The following is a 15,971-nucleotide window of genomic DNA, read 5'->3' as shown; positions in this document are numbered from 1 at the left end:
GCGAAGAACACGCGAAGCGTCGAGAACGGCACGAAGTGCAACACGCGAAGCGTCGAGTACGGTACGAAGTACCAGCTACAATCACATAGCCATCACGTGAAGCTGCTTATCCCATCCCTCCTGCTCGCTGTCAGCGCCGCCGCCCAGCAGCCGCTAGTGCTCATCGATCCCGCACGCGGAGGGTCCAAAGGTGGCTCGCACATCGCAGACCGTGTCGAAGAAAAGCAGGTCACGCTGCAGGTGGCGCAGCATCTCGGCAATCTCCTGCGCGCCCGCGGCTTCGCCGTGCAGATGACTCGCGAATCCGACGTGGACACCACCAACGACCAGCGCGCCGCCATCGCCAACACGACGCATCCCATCGCCTGCATCCTGCTGTACGCCTCCAGCACTGGCAACGGAATCCATCTCTTCACCACCACGCTGCCGCAGCCGTCAATGGTTGACCCTGCCGCGCCCGTCGTGTGGGACGAAGCACAATCCGCCTACGCCGCGCGTTCGCAGGCACTGGCCAGCGGCTTGCGTGAAGCCTTCGGCCGCACACGCATCCCCATCGCCAGCGGAACCACATGGACGCGCCCACTCGACAACATGCAGTGCCCGGCAGTCGCCATTGAAATGGGGCCTCAGAAAGACGGCACCGCAGCCGACGATCCGCCGTATCAAAACCGCGTAGCCGAAACGATCGCAGACGTTCTTCTTTTCTGGCGCAACAAGGTCGGCAACATGACGCCACCTGCTCCACCCAAGCCGGAGCCTGTCGTACCAACACCCGCACCCAAGCCAGCCACCCCGCAGGCAACACAGCCTGCGCCCAAGCCCGCAGTCCCGGCGCAACCAAAACCGGCAACACCCAAACCCACAGGAGCAGCGCAGCAATGATCCCTCGTTACCAGCGCATCCTGTTCATCGTGTTGCTAAGCGCATCGGTCTTCATGGCCATCTTCCTCGTCTACATGCACCGCAAAAACTTTGCAGATGTGAAGAACGCCGACCACACACCCCTCGAAGCGCCCGTCTATTCCGCGTCGGAACAGGTCACGCTGGACCTCGCAGACGACTCCGACTTCACCCTCACGCCCACCGTGCGTTCCATCGCACTGCCGCAGAACGCCGCCGTCCGCGCACGCGCTCTCGTGGAGCATCTGCTGGCGGAATACTCCCTGCCGCGCTCAAACCATCCGCTCGACGGTGGTATCGCGGTCGACGATGTCTTCCTCGTCCCACTCCCGCTCGGCTCCTCAACGGGTTCCTCATTGCAGCGCGCCCCACTCACAAAAGACGCGCAGGCCGACCCTTTGACACAGGCCACCGGCGAACTCGCCGTAGTGAACCTGCGCTCCTCCTGGGTCGACGGCCACCCCGCCGGCATCACCTCGGAGACGCTCACCATCCAGTCCATCGTCGGTACCCTCCGCGCCAACCTGCCTGACATCACCAAGGTGAAGTTCCTCGTCGATGGCAAACCGCGCGACACCCTCGCAGGCAGCGTGGAGTTCGATCGCATCTTCGATGCAGATACCTCCATCACCGCCCCGGTGCAGACCGCCACACATGACTAACCGCCCGCTCATCGGCGTCTTCGATTCAGGCTTCGGCGGCCTCACCGTGCTGCGCGAACTCCTGCACCATCTCCCCGGCGCAGACTTCCTCTACCTCGGCGACACCGCCCATCTTCCCTACGGCTCCAAATCACAGGCCGCCATCACCCGCTACACCCGCGCGGCCATCCGCGAACTCGTAAGCCGCGGCGCAGAACTCGTCGTCATCGCCTGCAACACAGCCTCGGCATTGGCACTGCCATCCCTTCAGGACAACGCTCCCGTGCCACTCGTCGGCGTCGTCGGCCCCGGAGCAGAAGCCGCAGCCGCCATCGTTCCTCCAGGCGCAACCGTTCTGGTACTGGCCACAGAAGGCACCTGCAACTCCCACGCCTATGCGGAAGCGTGCGCCACCCACGGTCTTCAAGCCGTAGAAAAACCCTGCCCACTCTTCGTCCCGCTGGTAGAAGAGGGCTGGACCGACGGCCCCATCACCGAACAGATCGCCGACGTGTACCTGCAGGAGGCGCTCGCCGCCGCACCACAACCGCCGCAGGCCATCGTCCTCGGCTGCACGCATTACCCTCTGCTTCGACCACTGTTGCAAAGGGAAATAGCGAAACTCGACAGCAACATCCCCATCGTCGACTCCGCCGAAGCAACCGCCCGTCACACCGTCACCCTGCTACCCGCCGCAACAACCCCCGGCAGCGCGGAACCCAAACTGCACTTCCTGGCCACAGACGCAGCCGCCAAGTTCCAGCGCTTCGCCCCCCGCTTCCTCGGCCGCGAAATCCCCACGGTAGAACTCATCACCCTGGAAGACTGATCCATCCTCAAGCGCGAATCCCTTCTGTATCACTGGAACCGTCGTGCCCGATTCTCCGTACCAGAACATAATCGAGAGCGAGGGTCGGGGCATGCGCACGTCTTCTAGGAGTCTGTTGTTCTCTGCAGCAATGGGCTTATTCGTTGTTCCATCTTCGTCTGTCCACGCCCAACCTCCCGCCGCTCCATTGGCATCCCCAAATCCAGCTCTCGGTGAGAACGGTACACCGCTGACATTCGCCGTTGCGTCGGTACGCCGAAACATCACCGGCACAGGGTCCTGTGATCCGGAGCACTTCAGCCTATTGCCCGACGGCTTCCACATGGCCAACTGCCCGTTGATCGCTGTCCTGTTCTTTGCCGAGGTCCCATCCGACGGCACCACGCTTGGCTTTTCGACCAGTGGCCGCACCGTCGGCGCACCGGAATGGATGTCATCCGAGCGGTACGACATTGAAGCGCGCCTGGAAGAGGCCGATCGAGCGGAATGGCAGAACTCCGCCGCGCAGAAAAAAATGTTTCCTACGCTTCTGCAGGCTCTCCTAGAGGAACGCTGCAAACTCACTGTCCACCGCGAACTGCGGGAACGGGCTGTATACGATCTGGTGATCGCGAAAAACGGGCCCAAGCTGTCATCGGCAGAATCCACCCTGCCTGCGGACATCCTCGCGAAACATCCGGGCGTGGGCGCCGTTCCCGGCAGTGGCGGCATGTTTGCAGTGGGTCCCGGCGGCAGCATGGCTCTCTACGGCGTTTCGATGAGGACGCTCTCAACCGTCCTGTCGAACAGAGCCGGACGATTGGTCGTCGACAGGACCGGGCTCACCGGCCTCTATGACATCCACCTTGACGCTCCGGAGCCACACACAGACGAGACCGAGTCCTACATCTTCACCATGCTGCAGGAAAAGTTCGGACTCAAGCTGGTCTCCGCGAAAGAGCAGGTTGAGACGCTTGTCATCGATCACATCGAACGACCGTCCGAGAACTAGGTTCCGCCGAAGGCGTCGAGAACGGCACGAAGTGCTGTCAAGCCCTCAAACCACCCAACCCCAACAAACCAAAAGAAATACAGTTGGCATGGTATTTCCCCGAACCTAATCAGCTAACTCTTTTAGATAGACGATTTTTCCTCTAACTCCAATCAATAGGCGATTTTACGGACACTAGAGCCCTAACCCCAATAGAAAGACGATTTTAGAAAAACAGGGGGAGGGGGGTACCCCTGACTTGTGCTACAATTTCCACAGAGTGATTCTGCTCTGTACGTCGCAGGGAACGGCCCGAAGTGGATTGGGGCTGGCCAGAGACCGCGATGTTCTGTCCCACCGCTGCATGCCATCCCTTGAACAAGAGAGAGGGAAGCGTTGGTTGCTCTGGCTTTGAAGATCACCTGGACTCTCGAGAGATAAACGCATCAGACGTTTACCAGACCGGAGCAGCAGGGATAACGATCTCGCCGTGCAGCAGCAAAGGCCTATCAAGTCAATGCTGATCGAATCGATCCATAGTGTTCCGCTCCACGCCTAAGGAGTGAAAACACACCTGCATCACTACAACGAACTGGCAGGCAGGCAGTCCGCACTGAACGAGGACCGCCGCCGCACACAGACAGAGAAAGATCACACTTGAACACTGGCAATACTGCAGTCGCTGAGCAGAACGCTCCGGCAACCTCTACCGAAACCACCACTTCTTCCCCCCTTTTCACCGACTTCAACCTCTCCCAGCGTCTGCAGGACCGTCTCGCTGCGGCAGGTTATGTCACGCCGACGCCCGTGCAGGCGAAGGCAATCGCTCCCGCTCTGGAAGGCCGTGACGTACTCGCCACCGCAGCTACAGGCACCGGTAAGACCCTCAGCTTCCTCATCCCGATGATCGAGCGCATGGACGCGAACCCGCTCCAGGCTCCCGCACCGGGCGAGAAGCAGGGCAAGCGCCAGAACAAGCCCATCCGCGCCCTTATCCTGCTGCCCACGCGCGAGCTGGCCATGCAGGTGCTCGACAACTACGCCAAGCTGATGCCTGGCCAGAAGAACGATGCCGTGCTGGTCTGCGGTGGTCTGAGCGAAGGCGCACAGCTTGACGCCCTCCGCCGTGGCCCGCGCCTGGTCGTTGCCACGCCCGGACGCCTTGAGGACTACCTGAAGCGCGGTGAGATCAGCATCCGAAACGTGGAGATGCTGGTACTGGACGAAGTGGACCGCATGCTCGACATGGGCTTCCTTCCGGCCATCCGCCGCATCGTCGGCGCTCTGCCGAAGACCCGCCAGACCATGTGCTACTCCGCCACCCTCGACGCCAACATCGCCGAGATCGTGCGCGACTACGTGCAGAAGCCTGTCCGCATCCAGATTGGCACCACCTCCAAGCCGAACGAGCGTGTAGAACTGCGTGCTTATACCGTGATGCAGGACCAGAAGCTGGGCCTGCTGGAGCAGATGCTGAACGAGGAAGAGGGAACGTTCCTGGTCTTCAGCCGCACCAAGCACGGCGCAGACCGCATCGGCCGCAAGCTGGAGAAGCTGGGCTACACCGCCAGCATCATCCACGGCGACCGCTCGCAGTCCCAGCGCACCTCGGCCCTGAAGGCGTTCGCCACCGGCAAGAGCCGCATTCTGGTCGCAACGGACGTCGCAGCGCGCGGAATAGATATTTCCCACATTGCGCACGTTGTGAACTATGATCTTCCCAACGCAAGTGAGGACTTTGTCCACCGCATCGGTCGTACCGGCCGAGCAGGCAAGGAAGGCCTCGCTACCACCTTTGTCATGCCACAGGAGCGCAGCGATGCGCGCCGTATTGAGCGGGAACTGAAGATCTCGTTCATCTGGCGGGAGGCAGATAAGAATCTGGCTAAGGAAGAACGGAACTCACCGGTCGACCTGAGCAAGGTGAGCGACATGATGCAACTGGAGACCCGGGCTTGGAAGACCAATCCGCAGGGCACCAGTCTGGAAGACGCACCCGTACCGCAGGGCCGCAATCACTCGGGCCGCGGCAACGGCAACAGCCGCAGTAGCGGCAATGGTGGACGCGGTGGTGGTGGCGGTTTCCGCCGTCGTCGTAGCCGGTAAAGAATGGTTGATTTCGCGCGGACCCCTTGCGAAGGGCGGCGACGATCGCATCACTTCCTCGCAAACCAGCCTAGTTCTCTCCGTATAAAAGGGACGCCTTCGGGCGTCCCTTTGGACTTCTACACGCAATCCGTTGCCGTGAACGCACGCGTGTGGTTCCATAGCGATATTGCGTAAGCTTCTCGCCATTCTGTTGCTGGTTGTCTTCGGCCTGCCGTTGGCATCGTCGCTCTTCGCGCTCACACCGAGCAGTGAGGCGTCATTGCCTGCCTGCTGCCGCCGCGCCGGCCTGCACCACTGCACACAGATGGCGGAACAGGATTCACAGCCGACGGAACACCGGCACATCTCAGTGGTGCAGGAGAAGTGCCCCTGCTGCCCGGCAGTGCTAAGCCTGGGCAGCATACCCAATCTGCTCGCACCTCCTTCTGCGCCGATGTTGTTCACGGCTCTTCAAGGACAATCAGCGGTTGTCGTACAGGCGGAAGTCAGCCAACGCATTGCGCACGATCGTGCTCGCGGAAAACGAGGGCCTCCTTCCTTACTTACTCGGTAACGCGTCGAGTTCTGCTGCCTGGCAATGCAGCAGAGTCTTCGTCTCCGCTTACATAGAAGGAAGGAAACCTTGCATGGCAACCGCTCCCGCAAACGTCCCTGTCGAAGAACGAGGACGTCGTTTGTATCGCACTATCTGGCGCTGGCATTTTTACGCCGGCATCTTCTGCATCCCTCTTGTCATCTGGCTATCGATTACAGGTTCCATCTATCTGTTCAAGCCGCAGATCGAACGCTGGATGGATCGTCCCTACAACCGTCTGCATCTCACTGGTCCGCGAGCTACACCCGAACAGATCGCTCGCACTGCTGTTATTGCAGTTCCAGGTTCAACGCTGCATTACTACGAATTGCCACCAAGCGACGATGCGGCGGTGCGTGTGATCGTGGGCATGGGCAAGAAGGAGTATCGCGTCTACGTAAACCCGCAGACGCTCGCCATTCTGCACACCATCAGCGAGGACCAACGCTTCATGACGGTTATTCAGCATCTGCATGGTGAGTTGCTGGTGGGAACACCAGGTTCGTACCTGGTTGAGCTTGCTGCTTCATGGGCGATCGTCCTGCTGCTTACCGGCTTGTATCTGTGGTGGCCGCGACAGACGGAGAAGCTTGCGGGTGTTCTGTGGATACGCACACGCAGCGGCAGCCGCATCTTCTGGCGAGACCTCCACGCTGTCACTGGCGTGTGGATCTCAGCCCTGGCACTGTTCCTCATACTCACCGGACTCCCATGGGCCAAAGGTTGGGGCGGCTACTTCAAGAAGGTCCGCCAAGTGACAGGTACATCTGTCGCCAAGCAGGATTGGACGATAAGCCGTGCAGATGCGCTGAACGATCGCATGGCGCAGAACAGCAATAGTCTGAGCAATGCCATGGACGACATGCCGGGCATGGATCACTCCGGCCACATGGGCCACTATATGGACGGCATGGATATGGGCACCGATCCGTACCAACCATTCAACGTACTCGTCCCAGTTGCAGCAACACTGCATCTGGCCGCCCCGGTGGAGATCATGCCTGCCATGAAGACTGGCGGTACCTGGACGATCAAGTCTGACGCACAGAACCGCACACTACGCGATGTGTTGCAGGCCAATCCGGAGACGGGAGCTATCGTAAGCCGGAAGAACTTCAACCAGGGAATGATCCTTGATCGCATTGTTGGTACTGGTATCGCCGCGCACGAAGGACAACTCTTCGGCCTGATGAACCAGTTGCTGGGATTGATCACGGCAATGGGATTAGTGCTGCTTTGCGTGAGCGCAGTTGTCGTCTGGTGGAGAAGACGGTATGTCGGAGTGTTAGGTGCGCCGTTGCCGCTGGCACGTCCGCGCTGGAGCTTTGGATTGGTGGCCGCAGTGGTCGCGCTTGCAATCTATCTGCCAGCGATGGCGTTCTCGCTGATTGCGATATTGCTGCTGGAATGGACGGTGTTATCACGAGTCCCGTCAGTTAGTCGCTGGCTTGGACTTACTGCCATGGCATAAGTAGAAAGGCTGGAGAATAACTCTCCAGCCTTTCCGTTACTTCGAATAAGTGTATGTGCCACACAGCGCGGAGGAGTTATTCAGATCCTCTGCCTTCATACTCGGCATCTTGCTGCCAGAGAAGAAGGCTACCTGCATGGTTTTGCCTTGCACTGCAGTCGCCATGTACTGCGTCTCTTCAGCTCCGCACAGCGTGTTCTTGTGCAGGAATTTGCGGTCGCCCGCGATGCTTAGGCGATACAGCTTGCCATGCACGCCGTCGGGACTGTCGAAGTTGAACACCGCTGCAATCTCTTCCGCATTCAGTTCACGCAGGTCTGCGATGGTGAAGGGCTGGAAGTAAATGGACAGTCGTTCACCAGAGATGATGATGTCACCTGTCACGGAACGCGCAGTATTGCTTGTGGCTTTCCAGTAGCCGTTGTCCTGCGCTACGGCAGATGCAGACAACAGTAGGGCGATCGCGGTGATGACGAGACGCTTCATGACTACAGCATGACACCGTAGAGGAAACATCGGCAAATCATGGTCAGCGATTTATGGCAGCGCAAACGCGACATACTTCGTGCCGTGTTTCGCCTTGCTGTTGTGCGCGCTACTGTTTGCGATGACGACATACTGCTTGCCATTCACCATATATGTGGCAGGTGTGGCGTTGCCAGCGTAGTCCATGGTGTACTCCCACAGCACTTTGCCAGTCTTTGCGTCGAAGCAACGCAGCTTGTTGTCGAAGTTAGTTGCGCCAATGAACAGCAGACCAGTTGCCGTGAGCACGGGGCCACCGTAGTTCTCGCTACCGGTGTTTTTCATGCCCTTTTCAGCGAGTTCCGGATATTCACCCAGCGGTACATGCCATAGGTACTTGCCGGTGTTCAGGTCCAGTGCATTCAGCGTTCCCCATGGTGGCTGGATGGCGGGATAGCCATCAGGGTCGAGGAACTTGTGATATCCCGTGAAGCGATATTTCGCTGGCGGCGCGGCATTCTTGCCGTCGCCGGAAGCTGCTTCCTGTTTGTCGCTGCGGTCGGTTGGTGTGAGGTCGCCGCTGCGCACGTAGGAGAGGAGTGCGTTCAGCGAATCGCCCGTCAGGTTGGTGAATCCCGGCATGCGTCCGCGGCCATTGTGAATCACCTCCGTCATCTGTTGTGCGGTGAGTTTCTTTGTCGCCTCAAGCAATGATGGAAAAACGTCTGCCTGACCTTTGCGGTCAGTGCCGTGGCATACAGCGCATTGTGCATTGTAGAGCGTTGCGCCCGCGCTTTCACCACTCTTTACTGCGGTCAGACCTCCAGTCCAGGCGACATCGTTTGCATTGATATAGAGCACGCCGGTGCGGGGATCGGCTGCTTCGCCACCCCACTCCGCGCCGCCATCGAAGCCGGGGAACACCACCGTTTCCTGATCTACGCGGAAGGGAATGAATTGGCCATCGCTGATGAAGGTGCTGAATTTCTCAGCGGCCCATGCATGCGCCTCCGGCGTGCGGCTGGTCAGCATCTCCGCTGTTAGACGCTGCCGCGCGAATGGCTCAATTGCTGTCGACGTGGGTTGAGTGGGTGATGCAATTTCGCCGGGCACTGTGCTTGCCGGGAACGGTTTCTCTTCGATAGGGAACAGCGGCTTGCCCGTGACACGATCAAAGACGAAGACCTGACCATGCTTTGTTACCTGCGCTACAGCATCGATAGATTTGCCATCCCGATGCAATGTCAAGAGCACTGGCGGCGAGGGGAAATCACGATCCCACATGTCGTGATGCACGGCTTGAAAGTGCCACAGCAGTTTGCCGGTTGCGGCGTCGAGCGCCAGTAACGAGTTTGCGTACAGATCGTTGCCTACGCGATCTGCACCGTAGAAATCGCTGACTGCGGAACCGGTTGGCGCATAGAAGATGCCGCGCGCTTCATCGAGCACTCCGCCTGTCCAGTTATTGGCGCCGCCGGTGTATTTCCATGCGTCTTTCGGCCATGTTTCGTAGCCCGGTTCGCCGGGATGCGGAATCGTGTGAAAGCTCCAGACGAGCGCTCCCGTGTGGATGTTGTAAGCGCGGATATCGCCGTGTGGTGAAGGTTCCGTTTCACCAGTACGGAAGCCAGTAATGAGGACGTCTTTGTAGATCATCCCTGGCGTGGTGATGGCGACGGTGCCTTGCGGCGATTCGGGGCCAAGGTCATTGCGCAGATCGATGTGTCCATCTTTGCCGAAAGGCTGCATTGGTTTGCCGGTGGATGGATCGAGTGCCCAAATTGCGTAGAGTGTCTGCGCGAAGAGGATGTCATGCGAACCTTCGGAGCTTTTCCAGTACGCAAATCCACGCGCAGGTTGGCCGGTGTGGATGCCGGAGTCAAACTTCCATAACTGTTTTCCCGTGGCCGCATCCAGCCCGAATACGATCTGTTGAGGTGAGTAGACGAACATTCTTCCTTGAGCGATCAAAGGGTGCGTCTGCAATCCCGCCAGCGATTCGCCTGTATCAAACGTCCAGGCCACGCGAAGCTTCTTCACGTTGGCGCGGTTGATCTGCGTGAGGGGAGAATAGCGTTGGCCAGCCTTGTTGCCGCCGTACACATTCCAGTCCGTTGATTGCGGATCACTGGAGGCGTGCGCGATGGTGGTGTGCGGAAGGAGGAAGACACACGCCAGAGAGGTAATTGCACCGGTTCGCAGCAATGAAGGAAACAGTTTCATGGAGGCCAGAATTGTAGCCTGCCCGTTTCTCATTTTGAACGTTTGTGTTTTCGATCGTTAGCGAATGTCGAAGTTGATTTCGCGTACCAGGCCGTCACCCGTGGTGGTCCACATGATGGCCGTGTTGAGTGGAGTGGCGGCACCGGGTTGTGTCACCACCGCGTCCGTCTGGCGAAGCGGACAATCATTTACCTGAGCTGCGCCGCTGTCATCCACCAGGATCTTCGCCGAAGCGTCTTTTGTCATGCCGGTGCAGACAATGTGCACGTGACCGTGAAAGTTCGCGGGCACCTGAATCTGCACCTTGCTGGCGCAACCCAGCAAGACGATGCCGGATACCGCGAGTGCCGTGACAAAGTGATGCTTCCGAAGATGAGTCGCAGGGGATTTCATACGCGTACCCCTACGCTATCACGCGTTTGCTCTACAATTGCGGTGCAAATCAGAGAGGAGTCCGCGTGGCACTTCACCCGGCTTTCGTCACTACCGCTCTTGATCTTCCCGGTTATCGCATTGTCCGCAGCCTTGGTCTGGTACGAGGCATCGTGGTCCGGTCGCGTTCGGTGTTTGGTACTATCGGCGCCAGCTTGCAAACGCTGGTGGGCGGCGACATTACGCTCTTCACCAATCTTTGCGAACGCACGCGACATGACGCGCTTTTGCGCATGGAAGAACATGCCGTTGCCATGGGCGCGAATGCTGTTGTTGCTTTTCGCTATGACGCGAATGAAGTAATGCAAGGCGTCACAGAAGTGTTGGCGTATGGCACTGCAGTTGTTGTGGAACCACTTTCCTAGGAGACTACACATGGCTTCAGCGGGCAGAGTTACTGGCGTCGGCGGCGTTTTCTTACGTGCGCGTGATCCGAAGGCACTTACGGACTGGTATCACAAACACCTTGGGTTTCCGCTGACCGATCACGGCATCACGTTTATGTGGACCGATGAAGTCCCCAAAGGCACAGGCATGACGGCGTGGAGCGCCTTCAAGGAAAGTACGGACTACTTCGGCAAAGGCAGCCATCAGGCCGTGATGATCAACTATCGCGTGGACGATATGGATGCTCTGCTGGACAAGTTGAAGGCGGCTGGCGTGGAGATTGATCCGCACCGCGACGACGCAAGTTATGGTCGTTTCGCATGGATTGTTGACCCTGAAGGCAATCGTGTGGAACTCTGGCAGCCGCTTGCAGACAATGCTTCGTCATAGATTGAAAAAAACAGGGAGTTTGAACATGAAGTGTCTTTCTGGCGCTGCATTTGCGCTTGCTGTTATTGCATCGCCACTCGTCGCGCAAACCGCTACGCCGCCCAGCGAAATGATTACCGCCACCACGCTTCGCAGCACGGGTGACGATCTGTTGAAGCAGGCGCTCGCGTCGAAAGATGGCATCGCGTTTAAGGTTCTGCTGACGCGCCCGGATGGTGCAGAACAGCTTGCGGTGCGGGTGAAAAGTGGCCAGGGAGAATGGCATCGCGACTTTGCAGATGTCTTGATCGGCCTGGAAGGTGAAGCGGAAGTAGTGACCGGCGGTACGGTGGTGAACGCGAAAGACACGGCGCCGGGAGAAAAGCGCGGCGACAGTGTAAGTGGTGGCAAACGCCAGCCGTTTCATGCAGGTGACGCCATTCGCATTGAACCAGGCGTGCCGCATCAGATGATCCTGAAGCCGGGCAGCACCTTCCGTTATTTCGTCGTAAAAGTGCGGGCGAAGTAGCGAAGATTTTCACCTAATTTTTCACAAGCCGCTTGCCGGTACGATAGGCCAATGCAGGTTGAAACCAGTTCTCCCTGCCCGGCGACGCCGGGTGTGCTGGAAGTGATCGTTGGACCCATGTTTTCCGGTAAGAGTGAAGAGCTCATCCGGCGGCTGAAGCGTGCGCGCATTGCAAAGCAGCGTGTGGGCTGCTTCAAGCCCGATATCGATCTGCGCTACCACCGTACAGCTATTGCATCGCATTCGGAGCAGACGCACGAAGCTTCTGTGGTGACACCGAATTCTGACCGCCTCCGTGAAGAGCTGTTCGCCACGGGATTGGTGGATCGCGTTGAGGTGGTTGGGCTGGACGAGGTGCAGTTCTTTGATGAAGGTATCCTGCCGCTGACGATGGAACTGATCAATCTGGGCAAGCGGGTGATTCTTGCGGGGTTGGATACGACCTTTGCCAATGAGCCTTTCGGCCCTGTGCCGAACCTGATGGCGCTCGCGGACAAAGTGACGAAGCTGAATGCCGTGTGTATGGTTTGCGGGCAACCTGCCATTCACACGCAGCGGCTGGGCCATTCACAGGAACTGGTTGTGGTGGGTGCAGTCGGCATGTATGAAGCGCGCTGCCGGGCGCATTTTCAGCCCTACGTGGAAGAGCCTGCCGAGCAGATGGATTTGCCAGTCGTCGCCGCAGTGTAGGTTTCTGCGACTACCATGGTACGCGGGAGTCGTTTGTCATGCTGAATCGTCCTTATCGAATTGCCACAGGTCTATTTCGCTTTGTAGCGATCGCATCGCTTTCCATTGCTTGTGTCTCTGCGATTGCGCAATCGCCCAATGACACTGCGCTCCGTGGCCTGTCTCCCGTAACGACCCTCCACAAAACGGCGGACGGACAGGCGGCGCTGAGCGCGAACCTTACCGTCACGGGTGGTATCCAGACGGGCGCTATTCCGCAACCGACGTTGCTTCCGACGGAAGAACAGCGTCAGCTCGCCTTGCGCGATGCGGCGATTACTTCGGCGAATGCGGCGCAGCTTGCGGATGCATTAGGCACAGCGCTTGGCTCAGCGTATGTGGCGCGCGCGCATTACATTGATCGCTCGCATTTCACCGTAGCGTCGCAGAGTGTCACGCAAGTACTTAGCGTCGCGCTTACCACCAGCGGCGCGCATTCGGCTGTCGCGAAGTTCTTCTTTGCTAACGGCACTACTGATGGCAAGACTGTAGCCACGGGCCCTGCGGCAGATGCGATGCATGCAGCGAATGGTGTAACTGATCCGTTTGGCCGTGCGTATCATCTGCCTGCGGGCAGTCCGAATGCAGACATGTATGGCAACTCGCGTCCGTTTCAAACCGAGCCGGAATTTCGCCGCATCGTGGGCCGCGACTACTTCAATCTGGTTACAGATAACACGGTGTACACACGTGGTCCTGTGATGGACCTGACCAACAGCCCGTCGTATCCCAGTGGGCACACGACGTATGGTTATACGGCGTCGCTGGTACTTGGACTATTAGTGCCGGAGCGTTATTCGCAGATGATTGCGCGTGGTGCCGAGTATGGGAATAGCCGCATCATTGTTGGTGCGCACTATGCAATGGATGTGCTGGGTGGACGCACGCTTGCGCTGCATGACATGGCGCATCTGTTGGCGAATGATCCTGCTTACCTGAAGAACAGCAAGATTCCTGATTTTCGTGCGTCAGTTGTTCAGGCTCGTACAGACCTCGCTCATGTGTTGGAAAGTGCTTGTGGCAAGACTGTGGCGGAATGCGCTACAGAAGACACCAGCCGCTACAGTGACGCGTCCGCCGTGTCTGCTTTTTACGCGGTGACGCAGACGTATGGCTTGCCTGTGGTTCACCCGGAGATTGCAGCGAAGGTGGAGGATGTGGGCAAGGTTGCACCGGAAGCGGGTTATCTTCTCACGGTAGCTTATCCATCGCTGACGCTGGCAGAGGCTGACCAAATTCTGACAGAGACCGAAGGCCCAGGCGGTGGTTTCCTGGATGATGGCTCTGCTTTCGGTCTCTATTCCCGCATCAATCTTTATGAAGCAGCTGTGCGTGCTGCTGCGTTGACGAAGTCTCGTGCCGGAACAAAATAGATAGTTCCAAACACGAATGACTGCGTTAAGCCGGGTAGTCGCTTCTCGAATGCAGAACTGTGTTTCAGAATCCCGCAGCGATCAATGAGAGTTCGGTAATCGTTTCGGCCTCGTTCTTCTTCGCTGCACGCTGTTCCGCGTATTTCGCCAGCACATCCACTTCCAGGTTTACAGGATCGCCTGCCTGTAACGTGTGCAAATTGGTCACTGCGTAAGTGTGTGGGATGACGGCCACTACGACTTCTTTTGCGCCGTCTGCTGCAGGTTCTGTCTTCGCGACAGTCAGGGAAATGCCGTTGATAGCAATGGACCCTTTTTCCACGATGTAGGGCGACAGCGAGGCAGGCGCGGCGATCTTTAATGTCCAGTCGGTGTAGTCTGCGTCGGATGTTACCGCTGTGAGTGATAGCAGATAACCCACGCCATCCACGTGTCCCTGCACAACATGGCCACCCAGCGGAGTTCCCGCAGGTGTTGGCAGTTCCAGATTCACATGCGTTCCCGGTGAAAGGTGCGTCAGCGACGTCCGCCGGATGGTCTCTTCCAGAAGGTCGGCTTCAAAGCTCTCCGGAGTGATATTTAGCGCCGTCAGGCATACGCCGGACACGGCAATCGAATCACCTGTGCCAAGCTGCGCGGCCAGAGTGGGGGCGGCAACACGTATGCGTGTAACGCCTACCTTTTTCTCCAGCGAAACTACGGTGCCCGTCTCTGCAATCAGCCCAGTGAACATAGCTCTATTTTAGCGACTTGCGGCGGAAGTAGGTGTGAGCGTGAACGTCTCGGCCCACGGATCGTGCAGTGTGCCGCGTACACACGCGTCAACCTGCCGCGCGCCATTGCTTAGGTCGCTTACAAAATCACAGCGGTCTATATCGGAAAGTTGCTCAATCAAACCAAACGCTGTTGGCCCATGCGAGGCAAACGGAATCGCGTTGCTACCGAGTTCTGTTTCGGAGAAGAAGAGTACGGCTTTATCGACAAGTCCTGCATTGAGAAATGCGCCGTTCAATCCGGAGCCGCTTTCCAATAAAACGCTAAGAATGTCCAAGTCACCAAGCCGCTTCAGCACGGCGCGCAAATCCAACTCCAGTCTGCGTCCTTGTGTGCCGCGCTGTGCGGGTGTCAGCGTGGGAATAGTTTCTACGGTAACGCCGCGCTGACGCAACGCACGTTGACGATCATTTGGCGCGCTCTTCGCGCAGAAGACGATCAGATCGTCATTCACGCTTTCCGCAAGGCGTGATGACAGCGGCAAGCGGCAATGCGTGTCCAGAACTATGCGCAACAGACGCCTACGGCGTTGCAGGTTACTGCGGTCGGTCATCATCGGATCGTCTGCCAGCACAGTGCCAATGCCAGTAAGAATTGCATCGCTTGCGTGACGGAAGCGGTGCACCTCTTCGCGTGCGGCAGTGCCGGTGAGCCAGAACGGTGCGTTCGCAGTGCGTTGCACAGGCAGAGGAGCCAGCATCCCGTCCACACTCAATGCGGACTTCAGGGTGACCAGTGGCATACCTGTAAGAATGTGCCGCGCAAACGCATCGTTCATGCGTCGTGCTTCACGTTGCAGCAAGCCGTGTTCTGCGATGACGCCGCCGTCTTCGAGAATTGCCATGCCCTTACCAGCAACCAGCGGATTCGGGTCAAGCGTCGCTGCTACGACTCGAGCAATGCCCGCATCGAGTAGAGCGTTAGAGCATGGGCCGGTGCGTCCATGGTGTGAACACGGCTCCAGTGTCACGTATGCGGTTGCGCCGCGCACGCGTTCGCCGGCCTGCTTCATGGCAACGATTTCCGCGTGATCGCGCAGGTCGTAGCGGTGTGCGCCCTCGCCTACGATCTCGTTGCCATGCGCAATGACGCAGCCCACCTGTGGGTTTGGTGAGGCCAGTCCCAGCGTCGCGCGCGCCAGTTCCAGCGCTCGCTGCATGTGGGCTTTGTCTGTCGCAGAAAAAGGCATCCGTGCA

The 15,971-nt window shown here is 58.4% G+C and carries 17 protein-coding genes; 12 read left to right on the top strand and 5 right to left on the bottom strand.

What is annotated here, in order from left to right; all coding sequences use genetic code 11:
* Positions 1–96: 96 nt before the first annotated feature.
* The 7 genes from M504_RS22505 (at position 97) to M504_RS08270 (ending at position 7,494) form a co-directional block, all read left to right on the top strand.
* Entirely contained in the window at positions 97–882 is a 786-nt protein-coding gene (locus tag M504_RS22505; protein ID WP_047490044.1) for an N-acetylmuramoyl-L-alanine amidase, read from the top strand.
* Positions 879–1,562 carry a GerMN domain-containing protein gene (locus tag M504_RS08290; RefSeq protein ID WP_047490041.1) on the top strand — a complete coding sequence of 228 codons (684 nt, stop codon included), beginning with the start codon at positions 879–881 and terminating at the stop codon, positions 1,560–1,562. The genes M504_RS22505 and M504_RS08290 overlap by 4 nt, the downstream gene beginning before the upstream one ends.
* Positions 1,555–2,370 carry a glutamate racemase gene (murI, locus tag M504_RS08285; RefSeq protein WP_047490038.1) on the top strand — a complete coding sequence of 272 codons (816 nt, stop codon included), beginning with the start codon at positions 1,555–1,557 and terminating at the stop codon, positions 2,368–2,370. The genes M504_RS08290 and murI overlap by 8 nt, the downstream gene beginning before the upstream one ends.
* Before the next feature lie 91 nt (positions 2,371–2,461).
* On the top strand, positions 2,462–3,361 hold the full coding sequence (locus M504_RS08280) for a TIGR03435 family protein (protein WP_084214218.1): 900 nt from the start codon (positions 2,462–2,464) through the stop codon (positions 3,359–3,361).
* A gap of 636 nt (positions 3,362–3,997) precedes the next feature.
* A complete protein-coding gene (locus M504_RS08275; RefSeq protein WP_052200533.1) occupies positions 3,998–5,446 on the top strand; it encodes a DEAD/DEAH box helicase in 1,449 nt (482 codons plus the stop codon).
* 169 nt (positions 5,447–5,615) lie between these two features.
* On the top strand, positions 5,616–6,002 hold the full coding sequence (locus tag M504_RS22040) for a hypothetical protein (RefSeq protein WP_156993628.1): 387 nt from the start codon (positions 5,616–5,618) through the stop codon (positions 6,000–6,002).
* Between the two features lie 73 nt (positions 6,003–6,075).
* Entirely contained in the window at positions 6,076–7,494 is a 1,419-nt protein-coding gene (locus M504_RS08270) for a PepSY domain-containing protein (RefSeq protein WP_047490032.1), read from the top strand.
* Between the two features lie 36 nt (positions 7,495–7,530).
* Here M504_RS08270 and M504_RS08265 read toward each other — a convergent pair whose 3' ends face one another.
* Genes M504_RS08265 through M504_RS08255 form a run of 3 tightly spaced genes read right to left on the bottom strand, consistent with a single transcriptional unit; the run spans position 7,531 to position 10,575 of the window.
* On the bottom strand, positions 7,531–7,980 hold the full coding sequence (locus M504_RS08265) for a hypothetical protein (RefSeq protein ID WP_047490029.1): 450 nt from the start codon (positions 7,978–7,980) through the stop codon (positions 7,531–7,533).
* Between the two features lie 51 nt (positions 7,981–8,031).
* A complete protein-coding gene (locus M504_RS08260) occupies positions 8,032–10,182 on the bottom strand; it encodes a PQQ-binding-like beta-propeller repeat protein (protein ID WP_156993626.1) in 2,151 nt (716 codons plus the stop codon).
* Between the two features lie 57 nt (positions 10,183–10,239).
* Positions 10,240–10,575, bottom strand: coding sequence for a hypothetical protein (locus M504_RS08255; protein ID WP_047490027.1), 336 nt, complete (start codon positions 10,573–10,575; stop codon positions 10,240–10,242).
* A 65-nt stretch (positions 10,576–10,640) separates the two neighbouring features.
* On the opposite strand from M504_RS08255, the gene M504_RS08250 reads away from it, so the two are divergent.
* From M504_RS08250 to M504_RS08230, 5 genes are read left to right on the top strand one after another with little or no spacing between them, the layout of a single operon-like run.
* Complete coding sequence (locus tag M504_RS08250; protein ID WP_047490023.1) at positions 10,641–10,979, top strand: YbjQ family protein; 339 nt, start codon at positions 10,641–10,643, stop codon at positions 10,977–10,979.
* 10 nt (positions 10,980–10,989) lie between these two features.
* A complete protein-coding gene (locus M504_RS08245) occupies positions 10,990–11,391 on the top strand; it encodes a VOC family protein (RefSeq protein ID WP_047490020.1) in 402 nt (133 codons plus the stop codon).
* Positions 11,392–11,416: 25 nt separating this feature from the next.
* On the top strand, positions 11,417–11,899 hold the full coding sequence (locus M504_RS08240; RefSeq protein ID WP_047490017.1) for a cupin domain-containing protein: 483 nt from the start codon (positions 11,417–11,419) through the stop codon (positions 11,897–11,899).
* Between the two features lie 51 nt (positions 11,900–11,950).
* The gene (locus M504_RS08235; RefSeq protein WP_047490014.1) at positions 11,951–12,589 is read left to right on the top strand and encodes a thymidine kinase; all 639 of its coding nucleotides are present in this window, start codon (positions 11,951–11,953) and stop codon (positions 12,587–12,589) included.
* A gap of 38 nt (positions 12,590–12,627) precedes the next feature.
* The gene (locus M504_RS08230) at positions 12,628–14,001 is read left to right on the top strand and encodes a phosphatase PAP2 family protein (protein ID WP_052200531.1); all 1,374 of its coding nucleotides are present in this window, start codon (positions 12,628–12,630) and stop codon (positions 13,999–14,001) included.
* Positions 14,002–14,065: 64 nt separating this feature from the next.
* Here the strand turns inward: M504_RS08230 and M504_RS08225 are convergent, their stop codons facing one another.
* Together M504_RS08225 and ribD are read right to left on the bottom strand one after the other, a co-directional pair.
* Positions 14,066–14,734, bottom strand: coding sequence for a riboflavin synthase (locus M504_RS08225; protein ID WP_047490012.1), 669 nt, complete (start codon positions 14,732–14,734; stop codon positions 14,066–14,068).
* A gap of 9 nt (positions 14,735–14,743) precedes the next feature.
* Positions 14,744–15,964, bottom strand: coding sequence for a bifunctional diaminohydroxyphosphoribosylaminopyrimidine deaminase/5-amino-6-(5-phosphoribosylamino)uracil reductase RibD (gene ribD, locus M504_RS08220; protein ID WP_047490010.1), 1,221 nt, complete (start codon positions 15,962–15,964; stop codon positions 14,744–14,746).
* Positions 15,965–15,971: the final 7 nt, after the last annotated feature.

Source organism: Terriglobus sp. TAA 43, assembly GCF_000800015.1.
Taxonomy (GTDB): Bacteria; Acidobacteriota; Terriglobia; order Terriglobales; family Acidobacteriaceae; genus Terriglobus.
This window is presented reverse-complemented; position numbering and strand designations above follow the sequence as displayed.

Coding starts and splice junctions, on each gene's coding strand:
- M504_RS08290 (WP_047490041.1), top strand. CDS start 879: ATGATCCCTCGTTACCAGCGCATCCTGTTCATCGTGTTGCTAAGCGCA.
- murI (WP_047490038.1), top strand. CDS start 1,555: ATGACTAACCGCCCGCTCATCGGCGTCTTCGATTCAGGCTTCGGCGGC.
- M504_RS08280 (WP_084214218.1), top strand. CDS start 2,462: ATGCGCACGTCTTCTAGGAGTCTGTTGTTCTCTGCAGCAATGGGCTTA.
- M504_RS08270 (WP_047490032.1), top strand. CDS start 6,076: ATGGCAACCGCTCCCGCAAACGTCCCTGTCGAAGAACGAGGACGTCGT.
- M504_RS08265 (WP_047490029.1), bottom strand. CDS start 7,980: ATGAAGCGTCTCGTCATCACCGCGATCGCCCTACTGTTGTCTGCATCT.
- M504_RS08260 (WP_156993626.1), bottom strand. CDS start 10,182: ATGAAACTGTTTCCTTCATTGCTGCGAACCGGTGCAATTACCTCTCTG.
- M504_RS08255 (WP_047490027.1), bottom strand. CDS start 10,575: ATGAAATCCCCTGCGACTCATCTTCGGAAGCATCACTTTGTCACGGCA.
- M504_RS08245 (WP_047490020.1), top strand. CDS start 10,990: ATGGCTTCAGCGGGCAGAGTTACTGGCGTCGGCGGCGTTTTCTTACGT.
- M504_RS08240 (WP_047490017.1), top strand. CDS start 11,417: ATGAAGTGTCTTTCTGGCGCTGCATTTGCGCTTGCTGTTATTGCATCG.
- M504_RS08235 (WP_047490014.1), top strand. CDS start 11,951: ATGCAGGTTGAAACCAGTTCTCCCTGCCCGGCGACGCCGGGTGTGCTG.
- M504_RS08230 (WP_052200531.1), top strand. CDS start 12,628: ATGCTGAATCGTCCTTATCGAATTGCCACAGGTCTATTTCGCTTTGTA.
- M504_RS08225 (WP_047490012.1), bottom strand. CDS start 14,734: ATGTTCACTGGGCTGATTGCAGAGACGGGCACCGTAGTTTCGCTGGAG.
- ribD (WP_047490010.1), bottom strand. CDS start 15,964: ATGCCTTTTTCTGCGACAGACAAAGCCCACATGCAGCGAGCGCTGGAA.